Source organism: Paludisphaera borealis (assembly GCF_001956985.1).
Lineage (GTDB): Bacteria > Planctomycetota > Planctomycetia > Isosphaerales > Isosphaeraceae > Paludisphaera > Paludisphaera borealis.
This window is the reverse complement of sequence record NZ_CP019082.1, coordinates 2,084,540-2,103,273: the sequence shown is the minus strand read 5'-3', so window position 1 is coordinate 2,103,273 and position 18,734 is coordinate 2,084,540. Positions and strand designations below refer to the sequence as shown.

Here is an 18,734-nt window from a genome sequence, read left to right as displayed (position 1 = left end):
GTTCCCCCCTCTCCTCAAGATGATATCTCGCGCCCGCGAGAAAAGGGAGCGGCGGGTGAACCGGCGCTTCGACCTACTCGATCAAGAAGGCTCCGGGTCCGGCTCGGCCTCGGGCGGCGGCGGGACGTCCAGAAGCCACGCCTGGGCCTCGGCGAACACCTGGCGGATCTTGGTGTGGTAGAGCAGCCGATTGATCTCCTCGAAGGTCCCCCAGTGGAACCAGTGGCCGTGAGGGTCTTCGACGTGCTCCTCGGACCGCGTCGGCTCGATCGGACCGCCGACTTCAACGAGGTAATATGTGACGGTTTTGACGACTTTGCGGCCCCTGCGGATGTAGGTGTATGAGAGGCTGCGTTCGAAGCCGTCGAGGATGGTCCAGTTCGACAGGCCGGTTTCTTCTTGAAACTCGCGGCCGGCGGTCTGCCGGGTGCTCTCGCCTTGCTCGACGCCCCCCTTGGGGAATTCCCACTTGGCGCGGGGGTTCCGCACCGTCGCGGAGTGCAAGACCAGGTAAATGAAACCCTGGTCTTCCTCGCGGTGATAGGGGATGACGCCAGCGGATCGCTCGTGAAACGTGGTCATTACCGGGGGCGACCTGACCGACGTGGCGATTCGCCCGGGCCGCGCTCGCCGTTGCCCCCGTTCCGTTCCGTCGCGTCGTCGTCGCCACCGTCCCGCTCGTCGTCCGGAGCGACGTAGCCGAGCACCGACCCTGGTTCAACCAGGTCGTCTTCCCGACCACGAATCTCGACGAGGCGTCCCGTCGCCGGCGCGGAAACATCGAAGGTCAGGGGGCCGGCGAGTACTTCGACCAGCCGATCCCCTTCCCAGACGATTTCTCCCCGTCCGGCGTACCAGTGGCTGACGACGATCGGCATGTCCGGACCGGTCCCCAGCTCGGGCAGGATCACTGCCTCCAAACGCATGGCGAACCCCGTCACGTCGAATTTTTTTGATCGTCGGCCTCGAGTCGCGAAGGCATGCCCGAAGGCACGTCTTCACGCTCACTTCACTAGTTAGCTTATCTTTGCCGATCCCGGTTGGCCAGAGTGTTTTGGACACATTCAGTACCGGGCCGACGGCTCGCCGACCGTCGCCGTACGGGCCGGCTCCCGCGCCACGAACTCGAAAACGCCGTAAACATCGCGGAGCCAAGACTCCCCCGACTTGCCGGGGTCGACGACGAACGTCTCCGACCGCCGCAACCGGTAATCGCGATCCATTTCGGACAGCCACGCACTCATGGGAGGCGACTTGTCGTCGAGATCGTTGTAGACGACCAGCCTCAACGGGTGGGCCTCGGTGTACGAGTCGCGGTCGAGCTGGAATGGGGTGCCCGAGCGGTGCCGGGGCGAATACAGACGCTGGTAAAACAGGTAGACGGCCGACATTCCCGCGCGCCAGGTGTGGGGATCGAACTCGACGCCCAGGTCCGACTTGAGGCAGGCGAGGTCGGCCCCTTCACTCTGTTCGACCCAGAACCGACGGGCGAACTCGCGGGCGCGGAGGTCCGCGGCCACTCGATACGGTTTGGCGAGGTCGCGGACCGCCAGGCCGACGGCCAGCAGTGCCATCGCCGCGACCAGAAATCGAGGCGCCGACCAGGCCAGGGCCGGGCGGGAGAGCCGGGCGAACAGCGCCGCCATTCCCAGACCGGCCAGGAGGCAGATCGACGGGGCGAGGTACTGCATGATCCGCGCCTCGCCGCCGTACGGATACCGGCCGAGGAACGCGGCGACCAGGCCGAGGCCGAACGGCAACGTCAGAAAGGCCAATACGGTGCGGCGATCGCGTCGCCAGAGGGCCAGGCACCCCACGAGCGCGCAAGCGAGCGTCGCGACGCTTCCGCCTTTCCGCTCGCCGACCGGGTAGGCCATCATGTTGCCGCTGTGCATATCGAGCAGCCAGACCGGTATCCACCACGGTTGATCAAGGGGAGGAAACGAGTCCTTCCAGTATCCCAGACGATAGAACGTCCCCATCTCCCGCTGCTGGACGACGGTCGCCGCCAGGTAGATCGCCAGGAACGACCCGACCAGCATCAGACCGTAGGCCACGAACCCCAACCGCACTGGCGTCGAGCTGCGCGACACGACCGCCGGGGCCAACGCCAGGCAGATCGCCCCGGCCACGAAGACGGCCGGGTACGACAGGCCCAAGAGTACGGGCAAGGCGGCCGACGCGATCCACAACCACCGGCTTGAATCCGGTTTGCGGAGATACTCGACCGCCAGGGTCAGCAACGAAACGGCCGCCAGCAGGTCCGCGGAGTACGGCTTGATCTCGTTGCCGTGGCGGATCGGGTAAAACGCGCAGGCGAAGACCGCCGTCGCCAGGACCAACGCCCAGCCGCGCAGCAGTCGAGACGCCAGATGGCGGAACACGACCACGCTGAGGATGCTGCAAACCGTGGGAAACAGCCGGAGCGTCAGCTCGGAGTATCCCAGGCAGAGCACGACGATCCGCTCGACGACGAGGAACAGCCAGGGCGCGACTTGCCCGTATTCCAGTGGCTGGGCCAGCTCGCCGAAACTTCGGTTCCAGAGGCTCGCCGCGACGAACGCCTCGTCGTGCCAGATGGGATAGTCGACCAGATAGCGGACCAGCCGGGCCAGGATTCCCAACGCCACGAGCCACCAGCTCGCGCGGGCGAACCAACTCTCGTCGGTCGCCGGACCGCGATCGACCCGCAGCGGCGTCAGGGGGCGAACGGCCGCCAGTCTCAGAGCTTCAGCGCTCATTGTTCGACGTCTCCATCGGAACGTGGTTCTCCTCGCCCGTCGGCTTCGATCGGGGGATGAATTCGTAGATTCGCCAGCGCTCGGGCGCTTGTCTCGCCGGGTCGCCGAGCGTCACGAGGGGTTCCCGCATCGATTGCGATCGCAGGTCGTATTCGGTCCGCATCCGTGCCAGCCAGGCGCGGACCGGGGCGCCGTCGGGGTCTTGCTCGAACACGACGCAGCGGAGCGGGTGATCCGTCGACACGCGGTCGAGCCTCGGCCCGCCGTGCGCTCGACGCTGGGGCGAATAGATCGCCTGGTTGCAGAGATACCAGGCCTGGCGACCTTGCCAGCCGGGCGAATCGAGGCCGAAATCGAGATGCGCGCACGCCAACTCGGCGTCGCGGCCTTGCTCGGCCCAGAACCGCCGGGCAAACTCCCGCGCTTCCTGGTCGTGCAACATCCGGTACGGAATCATCGAGCTGACCACCTGAGGCGCGATCCCGCAGGCGACCAGCCCGGTCAGTACGGCTCCAAGCACGCGGCGGCGTCGCCCGGCCGATCGAATCCACTCGATCGCGGCGCCCGCTCCGGCTCCACTCAGGAGGCAAACGGCCGGCGCGGCGAACTGCATCAACCGCGCCTCGGTCCCGAACGGATAGCGATGGAAAACCGACGCCAGCAGCGTCAGACCGAACGGGGCGATCAAGCAGACGACGAGCCGGCCCTTGCCTTGTCGTGTCAAGACGGCCGCTCCCGCGACGAAGGCCAGGAACGTGACCGTGCTCAATCCGTGGGCGCCCCCGCCGGGGTACGCGAACATACTTCCAGTGCAGGCGGCGAGCAGCCAGCCGGGGAGCTTCCAGGGTGTTCCGAGCGGCGGAAAGCCCGACGACCAGTAGTTTTGCAACCCCGCGATCGCCCCGGCGCTCTGCGTCCGGCCGAAGCCCAGATGCAGTACCACCGACAGGCCGACGAAGCTCGCCAGGCAACTCGCCAGGGCGAGCCGATCGCTCCAACGTCCCGATTTCCAGACCGGCATCGCCAGGACGGCGATGATCGCGCCGAGCACGAAGACCGCCGGGTTCGACAGCGCCAGGCAGAAGGGCGTCAGGGCGGCCAGGAGCCAGAGCCGCCGCGAACGGCTCGGATCGTTCAGCCAGGCGACGGCCGGCCCGAGCAAGAGCAGGGCGGTCAAGAGGTCGGAGGCGTAGGGCTTGGCTTCGGCCGCGTGTCGGATCGGATGGACGCTGACTGCGAACACGCCGACCGCCAGCAGCAGCGGAAGCCGCCGGAGCGTCGCCCTCGCCAGCCGCTCGAACAGCAGCATCGACGCGAGGCCGCAGGCGATCGGGCCGAGCCGCAGCGACCATTCCGAGAACCCCAGCGCGACGACCGCCGCCCGCTCGGCCCAGAGGAACAACAAGGGCGCGATCTGCCCGTTGTCGAGCGGTTCGAGCAACTCCCGGAATCCGCGTTGTAGGAAATTCACAGCCAGGAAACATTCGTCGGACCACAGAGGTAGATTCTGTGCGTATCGAATGGTCCGCAAGATCAGGCCGAGCGCGACGAACAACCACACGCCGCGGTTCAGCCAGAGAGGCTCCGTCGCGGCGTGAGGCCGGCTCTCGACCTGATTTTCGACGAGGAATCGGCGCAGCCGCGCGGGGACCGGGCGCATTATGCGACCGTCGATCGTGGCGGCGGGTTTCGCTGGATCGCGTTCCGGTTCCATCCGGTCCTGCCCGTGAGACTTGCGCGCGACTCTTCTCGGATCCGTCCGATCGAGTGCACGGAGCCTTTATGTAATGGAATACCAATTCCGCACAAGGGCGTTTCTCGATACTCTGAATTCTATCGACGTACCAGCCATGGTCGCTTCGAGCCGTTTCGTGAGGCATTCATGTTGCAGCCGGACCTGTTGCGAAATCGGATCGGTTCCTCCCTGATGGTCCTGGCCGCCCTCGCGGCCGGCGTCCGCGCGGCGGCCGACGACCCGCCCAAGCCGTCGGTGCCGCAACCGCCGTCGTCGGCCACGACCGCCGACGCATTGCCGGTCGATCGATCGGTCGGCCAGCGGCTGGCGAACTTCACGTTGACCGACGCGGTCACCGGAAGGCCTTACATGCTCTACGGTTACGCTGGGAAAACCGGCATGGTCCTGGTCTTCATGGGGACGACCTGCCCGGTGGGCGACGTCTACATGCCCCGGCTCGCCGAGATCAGCCGCGACTACCGGGCCAAGGGATTCGTCGTCCTGGGCGTGAACTCCAACGCCCACGAGACCGACGCCGAGATCGCCGCCCACGCGCGGAAATTCCAGCTCGATTTCCCGGTCCTCAAGGACCGCGACAACCTGATCGCCGACGCCGCCCTGATCGAGCGGACGCCCGAGGTCCTGGTTCTCGACGGCATGGCCCGAATTTGCTACCGAGGGGCGATCGACGACCAGTACGGCGTCGGCGCGCGCAAGCCGGCGGCCGAGCATCATTATCTTCGCGACGCCCTCGACTCTCTCGCCGCCAAGCAACCCGTGAAGGTCAAGGCGACGGCCGCCGTGGGCTGCCTGATCGAGAGGGTCAAGGCTCAGGCGGTCGCGAAGACTTCGCCCCCTCGCGTGCGGCCTCCCGCGCCGGCGATCGCCGCGGCCCACGACGCCGACGCGATCAAGGCGGCCGATATCGGCCAGGTGACCTATTCGTCGGCCGCCGCCGCGATCATCCAGAACCGTTGCGAGTCGTGTCACCGCCCCGGCCAGGTCGCGCCGTTCTCGTTGCTGTCGTACGACGACGCGCGGAAGCATTCGGCGATGATCCGCGAGGTGGTCGACAACCGCCGCATGCCTCCCTGGCACGCCGACCCGAACTACGGTCATTTCGCCAACGATCGCAGCCTGACCGCCAAGGAGCGGGCGACGCTGCTGGCCTGGATCGATCAGGGCGCCCCGCTCGGCGAGCCCAAGGACATCCCCGCCGCGCGGACGTATCCTCAAGGCTGGAGCATCGGCACGCCCGACCTGGTCCTCGAGATCCCCGAGACCTACACGGTCCCCAAGCAGGGCGTGGTCGCGTACGTCCGGTTCCGCGTCCCCACGAATTTCAAAGAGGACAGGTGGGTTCAGGCCGCCGAGGCCGTGCCGGGCGACCGCTCGGTCGTCCACCACATCGTCGTCTACCTCGACACGCATCAGAAGGAGCGAGCCGAGGGGCTGGGCGGGCGGCACTTTTGCGGCTACGCCCCCGGCGACATGCCGTCGGTCTTCCCCGAGGGGACGGCCAAGCGGATTCCGGCCGGCTCGGACCTGATTTTTGAGCTGCACTACACGCCGATCGGCGAGGTGCGCCAGGATCGTTCCAAACTGGGCCTGATCTTCGCCAAGAAGCCGCCCGTCCGCGAGGCGTTCACGATGGCGGTCTTCGAGAGCGACTTCATGATTCCCCCGAACAAAGACGACTTGGCGGTCGCCTCCTCGACGACGCTCTCGCAAGACCTGCGGCTGCTCAGCTTCATGCCGCATATGCACCTTCGCGGCAAGGACTTCCGCTACACGATCACGCGACCCGGCCAGGCGCCCGAGGTCGCGCTCTCGGTGCCGGCCTATGACTTCGGCTGGCAGAGCTACTACACGCTCGCCGAGCCGTTGGTGCTGCCGAAGGGGACGCGCATCGACTGCCTGGCCCACTTCGACAACACGTCGAACAACCTCAACAACCCCGACCCGAACAAGCTGGTCCGCTGGGGCGAGCAGACGTTCGAGGAAATGATGATCGGGTACATCGACGTCGACGTTCCGGTGGGGACGGCGGTCAGCCGCGCTCCCGGTCGCCAGCCGAGCGTCGGCAGGCAGGTACTTCAGGCCCTGTCGGGGCGCGGTCCGCGTGCGGCCGCCCCGCGACAGGCCAAGCCGTGATGAGGATTTGATGATGAGACGTCGCCTCCGGCCGCCGGTTCCCATCGCCTCGGCTTTCGTCGTCGCCGTCGCCGGCGCGGTCCTGTTCGGGATCGCGACCGTCCGGGGCGACGGGGCCGCCGGCCGCGAGATCCCGCCGCCGTTCGCCCCCTTCGAGTACCTGGTCGGGAGCTGGAAGGGGCAGGGGGTGTCGCGCGAGGACCCTTCCCAGCGGTTTCGAGGTTGGCCCGAGACGCACGCCTGGGCCTGGACCTTCTCCGGCGGCAAGCCGATCGCGATGTCCGTGACGTTCCAGGGGTCGAAGCTCCTCAAGGCCGCCACGCTCACCTTCGACGCCTCGAAAGACCGCTACCAGCTCAAGGCCGAGGCCGTCGCGCCCGCCGGCGCGACGATCGTTTACGAAGGAGGCCTCGACGCCTCCCGCAAGCTGTTGACCCTCGAACGAACCGGCGTCAAGTCGGGCGATCCGGCCGAGCGCCTGACGCTGCGCGCCAACAGCAACTTCATTCGCTACACGCTCATCGCCGACCGCAAGCCGGCGGGCCGCGTCCAGTACGCGCCCGCGATCGAGGTCGGGCTCACGAAGGAAGGGGAGACGTTCGCCGCCGGCGCGCAAGCCGTCGAGCGCCGCAAGTGCGTCGTCACCGGCGGAGCGGCGACCCTGACGGTCTCTTTTCAGGGACGCGAGTTCCCGATCTGCTGCACCGGATGCCGCGACGAGTTCCTCGAAACCCCCGACAAGTACATCAAGAAGGCCAGCCTGGCCAGCGAAGCCGCCGCCAAGGGCATGCCGGCCAAGCCCGCCGCCGGCCCCTCGCGCGTTCGAGGCGCCGACGACGCCTTCGCGGGCGACGTCGAAGAACCCTCGTCGAAACCCGAGAAGGAGAAGGCGAAATCGAAGTCGATGGACAAGGCCGAGCCCGACGACGACGCCCCCGCGCCCAAGCCCAAACCCGCCGCCAAGTCCGCCGACCGGGCCGCGGGCCTGCTCAAGATCGCGCAGAACCTCGAAAAAGCCGGCAAGCCCGCCGCCGCGCTCAAGAATTACCGCGAACTCGTCAAGTCCTTCCCCGACGCCCCCGCCGCCAAGACCGCCAAGGAACGCATCAAGGCGCTCGCGGATCAATAAGCGGCTCCCGGAAGGCGGTGACCAGCTTGTGCTAACCTCCGAAGTCGACCCCCTCCTTGGGGGCGATGCGGATGTCGAGGCCGATCTGGGTGGTCCAGACGTCCCAGTCGTCGCGGTTCCAGCCGACGATGATGCCCGAGGCTTCGAGGCGGTCGAACATCTGCTCGACGTAGGCGGGGACGCGGTCCTCGTATTCGGTCACGAGGTCGAGCTTGCGGCCGAGCAGGTTGAAGATGCCCCGGATCGAGGAAGGGCCTTTCTCGATGATGCGCTCGCGGCCTTCGGGGGAGACCGGGTCGGGGCCTTCGAGGGTCAATTCCATCGACCGGATCAGTCGGCCGAACTGGCCGAACCAGGTGTCGCCGAAGCCGAAATACTCGCGGTGGATGATCTGGACCTCGCCGCGCTTGAAGACCGCCGCCTGGTAGACCGACTCCAGGTAGTTCTCGCCGTAGTCGGTCTGAAAGGCGATGTTCACCGCCTTGGCCAGATGCTGGAGCGCGCCCTGGACGCCGACCTTGCGCGGGTCGACCTGGAGGCCCATGTCACGCAGCTCGCCGGCCTTCCGCGCCGTGACGACGCCCGACTGGCCCGGAGAGGTCGACACCGCCACGCCGATCGGCGCGTCTCTCGTGGCGCGTCCGGCGACGACGACGGGCGTCGCCGAAGCTTGGGCCGAGGGGTCGGCGGCCTGGTCGGTTCGTTGGGAATCCTGGCTCGATCCGGGTTTCGACATGCCTCGCTCGCTCCCGATGGATCGCGTTCCTCGCTTCAGTTCGAATCCGCTCGACGACATCCTATCAGATCCGCTCCTCGATCAGGATCGGCATCCGCGACGACCGCGTCATGATCTGGTAGTAGTGGCTCGACGGCTCGCAGATCATGTAGGCGACGGCGACGCCGTGCTCGTCGGGGACCAGGACGCCGCGGATTCCCTGGCGGATGCGGAACCAGACCCCGCGTTCGAAGCCGAGCGCGGCGGGGATGTCGACGAGGACCGCGTCGAGGTTCCGCCAGTAGCCGTCCTCGACGGTCGCCTGCCAGGTCCAGCCGGTCGGCGGCAGGAGCCGGCTTTGGTCGCGGCCGTTGCCCCACCGCACGATCTGGAGCCGGCCGTCGCGCCAGATCGGCAGCCGGGGCTGGCGGTCGCGGTACAGAAAACGAACCTCGCGCTCGCCCCCACGATCGTGGACGCGACGCTCCAGGTTGTGCCGCCTGATCAGGTCCGTGGGCAGCTCGCTCCATGCCAGCGCAATTCCGACGCACACGATGTTACAGAGGGGGGCAAGAGGTCGCGTTTGAACGCATATAGGGACATCAAAACAGACTGACGCGAGCATGCCTCTCCTCTCGGAATACCGGCTCGAAGCGTCAGCGAGTGAATCGATTCGAATGGCCGACCGGAAATTCACTCGCTGGCGCTTCGGGCTGGTATTCCGACCCACGCGCTAGAAACAGATTTTCCCGCGAATATCGCAGATGTCGTAGGCGTTGGCCGTGTCGCGGTAGATCGACGGCAGGTACAGCGTGGCGGCGCTGCGGAGGGTGAACCGGCCGTGGCGGTCGTTGATCTGCTCCTTGACGCGGGCGACGGCCTCGGCCTGGATGCGCTGGGAAGGCGGGTCGAAGAGGGCCAGCGCGCACTGGCCGCGCGGGGCCAGGTTCTCGGCGATCAGGTGCATATGCGTCGCCTGGACGCCGCGCATCCACGCCTGCCGCAGGCAAGGCCGGGCCGTCTCCAGCAGGACGTCGAACCGGTCGCTGGGGACCACCAGCGACTTGCCGCCGGCGCCGGTGTGCCCGGTCTTGTACTGGACCATGACCGTCAGCCGGCCGGCGGCCACGTCGTGGAACCGCAGCTCTTCGATCAGCCGTTCGAGGTTGCGGACCAGCCAGGCGTAGAGGACCATCGGATCGGCCGTCGACTCGCCGAAGCTGCCGCCCCGTGAGAGCGCCTTGTGCGCCGGGCGACGCGAGTGGATCGCCTGCACCGGCTCGCCGTTCAGCTCCCACCAGAGGGTCTCGCCGGCGGCCGTTAAAAGCTTCCGCACCAGCCGGCGGTCGGCGCGGGCCAGGTCGAGGCAGGTGGCGATCCCCCAGGGGGCCAGTCGGGCCGCCCGCCGGCCGGCGACGCCGGTGATCTCGGTCACCGGCTGGACGGCCAGAAACTGCTCCACCTCGTCCTCGTCGATCACCGCCAGGGCCCCATGCGGCTTGGCGGCGTCGGAGATCAGCTTGGCCAGGGTCCGCGTCCGCGCGATCCCCACCGTCACCGGCACGCCGATCCGCTCCCAGATCCGGTCGCGCATCGCTTCGGCCAGGTCCTGAAACGTCCGCCCGCCACGCACCTCGGCCTGGAAGAAGAACTCGTCGATCGAGTAATACTCCACCCGCGGCGACAGCTCGTGAACCAGGTCGCGCATCAACCGGCTCAAGACCTCGTACCATCGGAAATCGCGTTTGACGTAGATCCCATCGGGACATTTGACGAGCGCCTCCCAGATCGGGTCCGCCGTCTTCACCCCCGCCGCCTTCATTTCGTAGCTCTTGGCGATCACGCAGGCGCCCTGGTTCCCCAGCACCCCCACCGGCTTGTCCACCAAGAACGCGTCCCGCACCCGCTCCGCCGACACGTAAAAGCAGTCGGCGTCGAGATGACCCACCGCCGTCGTCCGCTCCCTGGTATCCATGGACAAAAACATAGTATGAACTATTGGACAGGTCAAGTTGAAAGCGGGTTCTTGTGCAAGAAAACCCTGGCTTACGCCGCGATTCTCGCGGACGGTGCATATGGAATGGAATAGCACGCCGAGCTGGTCGATTCCGGCCCCCTGGTTTTTTGCGAAGCGAGGACGGCCGCGAGCTTTATCAAGAAATGCTCAAAAGATCGAGTGATTGCGGGCGGTGCCGTCGTCGCTCACTTCAATACGGATTCATGGAGGCCGTCCAGGAGCAGCTTCCAACTCTGTCACTGTAGTGGGACGTCGTGACGATTCACCACGGAGGACGCGGAGGACACGGAGCGAAAACGATTCAGATGAAAAGTTCTCTCTTTCACCCTCTGTGTCCTCCGCGTCCTCCGTGGTGAATCTTTTCGAAAGTTGGACGTTGTTCGTGGGCGCCCGTTGGTCCATCCCACCATTCCGTGGTTGGCTCATGTCGGGGTCGTGGTGCCGAGGGAGCCGATTCCTCGTAGGGTGGGCATCGCCCACCATCCGAAACCGTTACGTGGTTACGGGTTGGAGAGGTGGATGATGCCCACCCTACAAAAGATGCGAAGAGCGTCCACCGATTGATCCACATGAGCCCCGTGGTTTATTTTTCGCAAATTTGCTATGAATCGACAGGGGAAACGCACCCCGATGCACGACGGCGTCCAGCGCGGCGGTCGTGTCGCACGGGTTGACCAAGGCGAAGGCCGTTCCGGCGGGCGAGATTGATGAGGCGGTCGAGCGAAAGAAACGGTTTGAAGTCGACCCACGGAAGCACCGGTTTCAACCAAACGCGTGAGGTAAGAGCGATGGGTCGAAAAAGTCGATTCGCGTCCGCGGCTCTCGAGCACGCCTATGCGACGTTCGTAGGGAGCGATAAGAAGCGTGCGGCGGCTTTTGAAAAAGAGCTCGCAAACGCCGAGATAGGGCGGCAAATCTACGATCTTCGGACAAACGCCGGGCTCACTCAGAGTGAACTCGCCAAGGCCGTCGGTACGACGGCCTCGGTCATCAGCCGGCTCGAAGACGCGGATTACGACGGGCACTCCCTCGCGATGCTTCGTCGCATCGCACGGGCGCTCGATCACCGGGTCGAAATTCGATTTCTTCCCATGAAGGACGCCTCTCGACCCGCATAGGGCTTATTGAGGGCGATTCCGCAGCCTCAGCGCGATCGCCTGGGGGCCGGCGTTGGTGCTCGATGGAGCCGGAGCGCTTCGAGGGTCCGGGCCATGTCGGGGGGGAGGGGGGCGGAGAGTTCGACGACCGCTTCGGTCGTGGGATGGATGAACCGGAGGGCGTGGGCGTGGAGGGCCTGGCGTTCGATCAGGAGGGCGTCGGGGTCGTCGGTCTTGGCCCCGGGGACTTCGAGGTCGGCCAGGGTGAGCTTGTCGCGGCCCGAGTACGGCTTGTCGGCGACGAGCGGATGGCCGATGTGGGCCATGTGGACCCGGATCTGGTGGGTCCGGCCGGTCCTCGGCTTGCACCGCACCAGGGCGTAGCCGCGAAACCGCTCGACGACCTCGTAGAACGTGGCGGATTCTCGGCCGCCGTCCTCGACGGTGCGGACGGCCATCCGCTCGCGCACGGTGGGGTGGAAGCCGATGGGCTGCTCGACGTAGTCGCTGTCGCGCCCGGGCGCGCCGTAGACGATCGCCAGGTATTCCTTGTGGATCGTCCGGTGCTCGAACTGAAGGGCGACGCGGCGGTGGGCGAGGTCGTTCTTGACGACGATCAACAGTCCGGTGGTGTCGCGGTCGAGGCGGTGGACGATGCCGGGTCGGTCTTCCCCCGCGACGGTCGAGAGCTGGTCGAAATGGAACTGGACCGCGTTGACGAGGGTGCCCCGCCAGTTGCCCCGCGAGGGATGCGTGACCATGTCGGCCGGCTTGTTGACGATCGTGAGGTCTTCGTCCTCGTAGACGACCTCGATCGGGATCTCTTCGGCGACGGGCGTCGGGTCGGGAAGCTCGGGGAGCCAGACGCGGATCTGGTCGCCGGTTCGGATCTTGTACGACGCCTTGATCGGCCGGCCGTTCACCACGACGGCCTCGGCCTCGATGATCCGCTGGATCACGTTCCGCGAGTAATCGGTGAACCGGCTCGCCAGGTAGGCGTCAATCCGCTTACCGTCGGTGCGCGGCTTGACGTCGAATTCCTGGGGCGTTTCGGAGAGAGGCGACTCCCGCATGGATCAAGCCGGTCGAAAGCGAGTAAGGAGCGAGGCAAACGGCGAGTCGCCGAACAAGGTCGTCAGTTTCCGGGCTTCTTGGCTTCCGCCGGAGCAGGCGCGGGAGTCGGAGCCGGGGCGGGCTTGGCTTCTGCCGGAGCAGGAGTCGGCACCGGAGCCGGTTTGGTTTCCGCCGGGGCGGGCGCGGGCTTGGTTTCGGGGGCCTTGGCGGGCGCGGGCTCGGGTTTGGCGGCGTCCGTCTTGGCGGGGTCGGCGTCCTTGGTTATGGGCGACGGAGGCGGCGGGGGCAGGATCGGGATCGACGGGATGCCGGTCGCCGGTCCGAGCAGGCCGTCCGCGCTTCCGGGGAAGCCGCCGATTCCCGAAGGCAGATCGAACGATTCGGTTCCCATGGGGGGAAGCGTGACCTTGGAGGGCGTGAACGAGTAGAGCTCTTTGTAGAAGGCCGCCGCGTCGGGCTTCTGGAGGGCGGCGGCGAGTTCCTTGGCCTCGGCGGCCTCGGGGCTGTTGGGCCAGGAGTCGGCGACGAGCTTGTACTGATCGATGGCCTTGGGAAGCTCGTTGCGGGCTTCGAGCGAGCGGGCCTTGCCGAGGGCGGCGGTGAGGGCCACGGGCGAATCCTTGGCCACGCCCTTGCCGGCTTCGTCGAACAGGTCGATGGCCTTCTTGAGGCTCTGGAGCGCGGCGTCGTGATCCTTGGGGAGGTCGTCGATTCCCGTCTTGTAAAGCCGCGACGCGGCCTGGAGGAGGGCCCAGGAGGCGGCCGGGGTGCCGGGGTGTTCCTTGGCGATCTTGACCTGATCGTCGGCGTTCTTGGCGGCGTCGAGGCGGGTCCAGACGTCGGCCGCGCTCCCCGACTTCGACGAGAGCACGCTGCCGAGGACCACCAGGCCGAGGATGGCCGCGACTCCGCCGCCGACCACGCTCCAGAAGCGGGTGGGATTCAGCATCGCGCGGTGGGCCCACTTCGCGAGCAGCATCATGTCCGCTTCGGGATCATGGATCACCGTCGGCGTGAGGTGCTCGAACTGATGCCGAGCGGGTGCCGGGCTGATCGGGGACGGGGATTTCGACGGGTCGTTCTTCATCCTGCTCACCTCGCGCCGTGGCTCGCGAATGCCGCGAGACGGACTCCACCCTTCGGATCGTAAATTCTCATGAATCTTAGTGTTTGGACCGCGAAACGGTCAAGCCGAGCGCCCGTCTGGCGTTACGTCCCCACCTTCGACCCCTTTGAAACCAGCATACTCCATCACGACTTCGCCGTAGAGGGGGGAAAGAGAATTTGCTCGGCGGCGCGGAACAGCATCCACTCACGATCGTCGGGGCTGAGGAAATCAAGGTGGTCGCGGACCAGCGCGAGGCTGTCCTCGTAGCGCTGACTCACGACCTGGAATGGGCAGTCGCTTTCCCACATGCAACGCCGCGTGCCGAACGCCTGAACGACGCGGCGGATCAACGGGGCGAGGTCGGTGTAAGGGGGAGACTTCTTGCCGAGGGCGTAAAAAGCGCCGACCTTCACGGAGACCCGGGGGTGGGCGGCGAGGTCGCAGAGCGCCCGGACGTCGGCGTCACGGACGGTTCCGTCGACTCCGATCCGTCCGAGATGGTCGATGATCACCTTGGTTTCCGGATATTTGCGGCACATCCGATCGACTTCCGCGAAGCCGTCGGGGTCGATCAGACAGCTCAGGCACTGGCCGGTCTGGGCGGCGGTCGCGAACATGGCTTCGTAGCCGGTCGGTGCCAGCCAGCTCGCCGGAGGCTGCTTGCTGTAGGACGGTTGAATCCGGAACGCGCGCACGCCCTTCGGCAGCAGTTCCTTCATCGCGCTGGCCGGGTCGACGCCGAACGGGTCGATGATCGCCGTCCCCACGAACCGGTCGGGGTGCAGCTTGATCATGTCGAGCATGTAGCGGTTGTCGAACTGGTAATAGCTCATCTGGATCAGGTTGACACGGCCGACGCCGGCCGGCCGGCAGACTGCCAGCAGCTCTTGCGCGGTGAACGACGGCGGCTGCATGTCGGCGGGCTGGAATCCGGCCGCCAGCGGATAGTGGCCGACGTCGGGCGTCCAGATGTGCGAGTGGGCGTCGATGTACGGTTCTGCGATCACGGGGGCGAGTCCCAGGCAAGAGGGTGACGGAGTCGACGGCGCGGGTTTCGCGCGTCGGGCCGATTGTGCGGGTCGGGTCAAGTTTTACGCATCGGACGACGATAGAGAAGAGGCGTGTCTCCCGGACGTCCGGCACCGGTCGCGGATTTTTTTCTCAGCACGTCCGGGAGTGGTGAAGGCCCATGGCGGTCCCAAGTCGAAACAAGCCTCGACGGCGGCTGATTCTCGGGGCGTGGGCCGTCCTTGCCGCTATCATGGTCGGGCCCGGGTGTCTCGGGCCCAAGGCCCTGCGGACGACGCGGATGAAGTACAACGAGTCGGTCCGGGTCACGAACGACGAACAGCTCTTGATGAACATCGTCCGCTTGCGGTACGCAGATTCGCCCGTCTTCATCGATTTGCCGAGCATCACCAGCCAGTTCGAGATCAGTGGCAACGCGCATTTCCTGGGAGGGTTCGGCAACCAGTATCCGGGCAACGCCAACCTCGGGTTCGGCGAGCTTGGGGCCCGCGACAGCCCCACGCTCAGCTACCGGCCTCGCGAAGGGAAGGAAGTCGCCAAGGCGCTGTTGACGCCGTTGTCGGCCGAGCTGTTCAGCGTCGTCAACGCCGGCGCCAACCTTGAGCAGATGATGCTGCTGACGCTCAACGACGTCAACGACGTCGGCAATGCGCCGCAGGCGACCGCGATGACTCCCAAGGCGCCCGACTACAACGCCGAGTTCCTCCGTGGCGTACGGCTGATGGCGAGCCTCCGCGAGCGGTCGGCGACCGAGATTCAGGTCGGTTACGAGGAGGACGCCGACGCCTCCTCCGATCCGATCGCCGAGAAGGGCCTGGGCGGGGACGACTTGCTCAACGCGGCCAAGGAAGGCTACGTCTTCCGGCAGCGTGGCGAGGGGCGGATGGCCCTTCTGAAGCGCGAGAAGTCGCTCGTCCTCCGGGTCCACCGCCCATACGTCGACTCGCCTGACATGCACGAACTCTGCCGGATCTTCCATCTTCGTCCCGGCCTCTCACGGTATCGCTTGAAGTCGGAGTTCTCGCAGAACGCGCTCGATGAGACGCCGGACGCGATCGAGACCGGGGAGACGATCTACCTCAACCTGCGGTCGATCCTCCAGATGATGGTTTTCCTGTCGAAGGGCGTGTGCGTGCCCGAGGAGCACGTCGCCGAAAACGTCGCCCCCAGCACGCCCGGCCCCGACGGCCGACCGTACAACTGGACCCAGATCACGGCCGGCAACTTCTTCGTCCGCTCCCAGAAGCACCGCCCGCGCGACGCCGAGATGGCCGTCTTCTATCGCGGCTATTGGTTCTACATCCCGAGCAACGACGTCAACAGCCGGGCGATCATGGCGATCCTCGAAATCCTGGTCTCGATCGAAGAATCCGAGACCCACACCGGCGGCCCGCTGCTGACGATCCCCGTCGGCGACTGACGCGGTCGGACGTCCAGCGTGGAACGGCGAAAGGGGTCAGAATGATGAGAGTGGTCATTCTTGAATTCCGCCAGGGCCCGCGAAACCGGGCGATTCGTGTTTGCCAGATCTCCTAGAGAGTGTTACGGACTCCACCAGAAGTGGGGAAGTCCAGCACCCGGACCGCGAGTTTCGGGGCGTGGGCGGCGAGTTTCGGGGCGTGGGCGGCGATTACCTCGACTACGTGGAAAGGGCGTTGCAGCGATGAAGGCGAACCGGCCAATCGGCACAACCAGGGAAGCGTCATCTGCAAGAGTCGCGGCTGCCCGGCGCCGAGGATGAGACTTCTGTGTCTTTCTTTTGGCCGCCTTTCCTTCGAAGATCAACCCGATTGATCTGCTCCACACCCCATTCCCACTGGGCTTTGCTCCGCCTCTTGAACTCGGCGGGATCACTGGGGATGTTATCCTCTAAATGCATTTTCGGCCCGTCTCCGACGCGCAGTGGGGAAAAACCGTTTCTTTTCTCCATTTCCTGGATTCCTTCCAGATCGATCCAGATCACCTTGTCGCCGAAACGGTTTTTGATCTCTAGTCTTCTCTCGTCGTTGGTAAAGCCGAATGTATTTTCATAAACGTACGATTCTATTTTCTCGGCGGGGTTTGACGCTCGCAACTCCTTCATTCGAATGGCCATCACCTCGTCGCCCAGCGAAAGCGCTAATTCGATGGGCGAAATGTTCAGCGCACCTGTGATAAAAAGTTCTTTGGGATGACGGCCCGTGGGGTCTTCTAGCCACATGGGCGCGGTAAGGTACATATCTGCCAATGCGGCTCGGGCCACATCCCAGACCCGGTAGTCACTACGGACTTCTACATCTGTATGGATCGGGGCCTTCGGGAACATCTTTGCGATCGGCGACTTTCCGTATTTCACTCGTGCGATTTCGTCCGCCGTCAGCCGATCGGTGAAAATCACCTCCTGATAGAGGGGCTGAGAATTCTCGGGTCGAGGCTTACCTTGCAACTCACGTGGGTAGAGGATCTTTGTCGCCACAAAAATGGCGCGCATCTTGTTTGCTGAAAAGGGAATATTCATTCCGGCGGGACTGAGATCGAAAGGGACATCAAGGAGGGTGTCTTTGTTCTCTCGATACAGGGCGGGATAGACGGCCACCGGGGTCATCTTAAAAGGGCTTGGGTTAGTGCTGAGTAGGGAAGAAAGAAAGGGGAGCTTGCTTGCCTTGTTGAGCCCTTTCTTCAATTGCATTCCCGCGATCCGGGAAGTCATTTGCTCGTAAAGCAGGCTCGAAGCGGTGTTTCCGTCTTTATCCACGACTCTAGAATAGAAATCCTTGTTGACTTTGACTCTTTGCATGATTCGGAAGTACTCGTCCGACAGAGCGGCCTCATACCATTTCGTCGGATCGGGTTGACCGGGCTGGACTTGGGTGAGTGAGTTTAAATACGCGCCCGGGATCTTGGAGAATCCGCAGGTGTAGATGGTCACATCGGGAACCCATCCCCTCTGATGAAGTGTGGCCATCATCGCAAGGCCCGCTGAGAAGCGAAGCTCGCCTCCTGAAAGAATGAGCACCTTGCGAAAGGGCTTCGGCTCGGCCCCTTCAGGAATAACGACGTCGTCGTTCGGCCTCCAGAAGGCCGCGGCCCGGGCCGGTGCATTCAGACCCAGGGCGAGCGCGACGGCCCAGACGAAGAGTGGAACACGCTTCCGCCCGATAGTTGCCCCTGGCTGTACCACTTCATTCCCCTCAGGCTGCTGAGGCTGATCCGCTCCGCAGCCGAACACCTGCCCGACCCGAATCAGCTGGTTACAAACCCCCTGGAACCTACACTGCGGGTCGTGTCAGCTTCAGCGCTGGTTCGACAGATACCTCAAGCGGTCGTGACTAACAGACGATCAACAAGTGGCCCACGAAATTCGGGACCAGGATTAGCGCCAGGACCACTGCCCCATCGCAAAGCCACGAGATGACAGGCGGTGTTCCGGGTGTCCCTGGCCAGAACTTCACCGGGCCGCAACGCACAGCCCGACAACGAGGGCACCGGCGGTCAAGGGTCGGCGGTGGGCGAAGCCATACCGGGGTCACGTGCACCCGCTCCAAACCTTATGATATCGAGAGCCATTCCCATAAGCAAACGGCGACAGGCGGCCAGCGCGTAGCCACACCCGGTGGGGAGTCTCGTGGCGACTGTCGGCGGGAAGGTCCTCACGAGGGGAAAACCCGGTGTCGGGAATCACGTTGTCAGTTCAGTTTTTCCTTGCGTTCGACCCTCGCCCCATCAAGACTCTCACCCATGGGACGCCCACTCCGGAAGGAACGGGGGCATTCCTAAACCACAGGGAAGTCTAGGCGTTTTGGGCACAGTCGTCGAAGGCAGTCATTCAGCCGAGGAACAGTTTAGATCCCGACTCGCTTCGCCCTCGTCGTTATCCGTGCAATCCTTTCCTGTCGCGGAATCGTTTCGATCGCACTTCGTCGCGTCCAATTTCGGTGCGGGCGAGAGGAATCATC

Annotated in this window: 15 protein-coding genes; 4 read left to right on the top strand and 11 right to left on the bottom strand. The window is 65.1% G+C overall.

The window, feature by feature from the left end; genetic code table 11:
• Positions 1-81: 81 nt before the first annotated feature.
• From BSF38_RS08285 to BSF38_RS08270, 4 genes are all read right to left on the bottom strand, one after another.
• A complete protein-coding gene (locus BSF38_RS08285) occupies positions 82-582 on the bottom strand; it encodes a bis(5'-nucleosyl)-tetraphosphatase (RefSeq protein WP_076344663.1) in 501 nt (166 codons plus the stop codon).
• Complete coding sequence (locus BSF38_RS08280) at positions 582-926, bottom strand: biotin/lipoyl-containing protein (protein WP_076344661.1); 345 nt, start codon at positions 924-926, stop codon at positions 582-584. Before BSF38_RS08280 ends, BSF38_RS08285 begins: the two co-directional genes overlap by 1 nt.
• Before the next feature lie 138 nt (positions 927-1,064).
• Positions 1,065-2,741, bottom strand: a complete 1,677-nt coding sequence (locus BSF38_RS08275; protein ID WP_076344659.1) for a hypothetical protein — start codon at positions 2,739-2,741, stop codon at positions 1,065-1,067.
• Positions 2,731-4,182, bottom strand: coding sequence for a hypothetical protein (locus BSF38_RS08270; protein WP_145952023.1), 1,452 nt, complete (start codon positions 4,180-4,182; stop codon positions 2,731-2,733). Before BSF38_RS08270 ends, BSF38_RS08275 begins: the two co-directional genes overlap by 11 nt.
• Before the next feature lie 441 nt (positions 4,183-4,623).
• Here BSF38_RS08270 and BSF38_RS08265 point away from each other — a divergent pair, with 441 nt between their 5' ends.
• Together BSF38_RS08265 and BSF38_RS08260 are read left to right on the top strand one after the other, a co-directional pair.
• Positions 4,624-6,630: a redoxin domain-containing protein gene (locus BSF38_RS08265; RefSeq protein WP_076344655.1), complete on the top strand. Its 2,007-nt coding sequence runs from the start codon at positions 4,624-4,626 to the stop codon at positions 6,628-6,630.
• Between the two features lie 10 nt (positions 6,631-6,640).
• Entirely contained in the window at positions 6,641-7,759 is a 1,119-nt protein-coding gene (locus tag BSF38_RS08260; protein WP_076344653.1) for a tol-pal system YbgF family protein, read from the top strand.
• 31 nt (positions 7,760-7,790) lie between these two features.
• Here BSF38_RS08260 and BSF38_RS08255 read toward each other — a convergent pair whose 3' ends face one another.
• The 3 genes from BSF38_RS08255 to BSF38_RS08245 all read right to left on the bottom strand — a co-directional run bounded on the left by BSF38_RS08255 (position 7,791) and on the right by BSF38_RS08245 (position 10,422).
• Positions 7,791-8,495 carry a hypothetical protein gene (locus tag BSF38_RS08255; RefSeq protein ID WP_145952022.1) on the bottom strand — a complete coding sequence of 235 codons (705 nt, stop codon included), beginning with the start codon at positions 8,493-8,495 and terminating at the stop codon, positions 7,791-7,793.
• Positions 8,496-8,559: 64 nt separating this feature from the next.
• Positions 8,560-9,027, bottom strand: a complete 468-nt coding sequence (locus BSF38_RS08250) for a hypothetical protein (RefSeq protein ID WP_076344650.1) — start codon at positions 9,025-9,027, stop codon at positions 8,560-8,562.
• 180 nt (positions 9,028-9,207) lie between these two features.
• Positions 9,208-10,422, bottom strand: coding sequence for a DNA polymerase Y family protein (locus BSF38_RS08245; RefSeq protein WP_237170797.1), 1,215 nt, complete (start codon positions 10,420-10,422; stop codon positions 9,208-9,210).
• An 803-nt stretch (positions 10,423-11,225) separates the two neighbouring features.
• Between BSF38_RS08245 and BSF38_RS08240 the strand changes: the two genes are divergently transcribed.
• A complete protein-coding gene (locus BSF38_RS08240) occupies positions 11,226-11,609 on the top strand; it encodes a helix-turn-helix domain-containing protein (RefSeq protein ID WP_237170796.1) in 384 nt (127 codons plus the stop codon).
• A 26-nt stretch (positions 11,610-11,635) separates the two neighbouring features.
• Here the strand turns inward: BSF38_RS08240 and BSF38_RS08235 are convergent, their stop codons facing one another.
• From BSF38_RS08235 to BSF38_RS08225, 3 genes are all read right to left on the bottom strand, one after another.
• On the bottom strand, positions 11,636-12,661 hold the full coding sequence (locus BSF38_RS08235) for an RluA family pseudouridine synthase (protein ID WP_076344646.1): 1,026 nt from the start codon (positions 12,659-12,661) through the stop codon (positions 11,636-11,638).
• 62 nt (positions 12,662-12,723) lie between these two features.
• Entirely contained in the window at positions 12,724-13,749 is a 1,026-nt protein-coding gene (locus BSF38_RS30330) for a YfgM family protein (RefSeq protein WP_099091960.1), read from the bottom strand.
• A gap of 164 nt (positions 13,750-13,913) precedes the next feature.
• Positions 13,914-14,777 (bottom strand): amidohydrolase family protein, encoded by an 864-nt coding sequence (locus BSF38_RS08225; protein ID WP_076344644.1) that lies wholly within the window; start codon positions 14,775-14,777, stop codon positions 13,914-13,916.
• Between the two features lie 302 nt (positions 14,778-15,079).
• Here BSF38_RS08225 and BSF38_RS08220 point away from each other — a divergent pair, with 302 nt between their 5' ends.
• Entirely contained in the window at positions 15,080-16,219 is a 1,140-nt protein-coding gene (locus BSF38_RS08220) for a hypothetical protein (RefSeq protein ID WP_237170795.1), read from the top strand.
• Positions 16,220-16,501: 282 nt separating this feature from the next.
• Here BSF38_RS08220 and BSF38_RS08215 read toward each other — a convergent pair whose 3' ends face one another.
• The gene (locus BSF38_RS08215; protein WP_076344642.1) at positions 16,502-17,959 is read right to left on the bottom strand and encodes a hypothetical protein; all 1,458 of its coding nucleotides are present in this window, start codon (positions 17,957-17,959) and stop codon (positions 16,502-16,504) included.
• Positions 17,960-18,734: the final 775 nt, after the last annotated feature.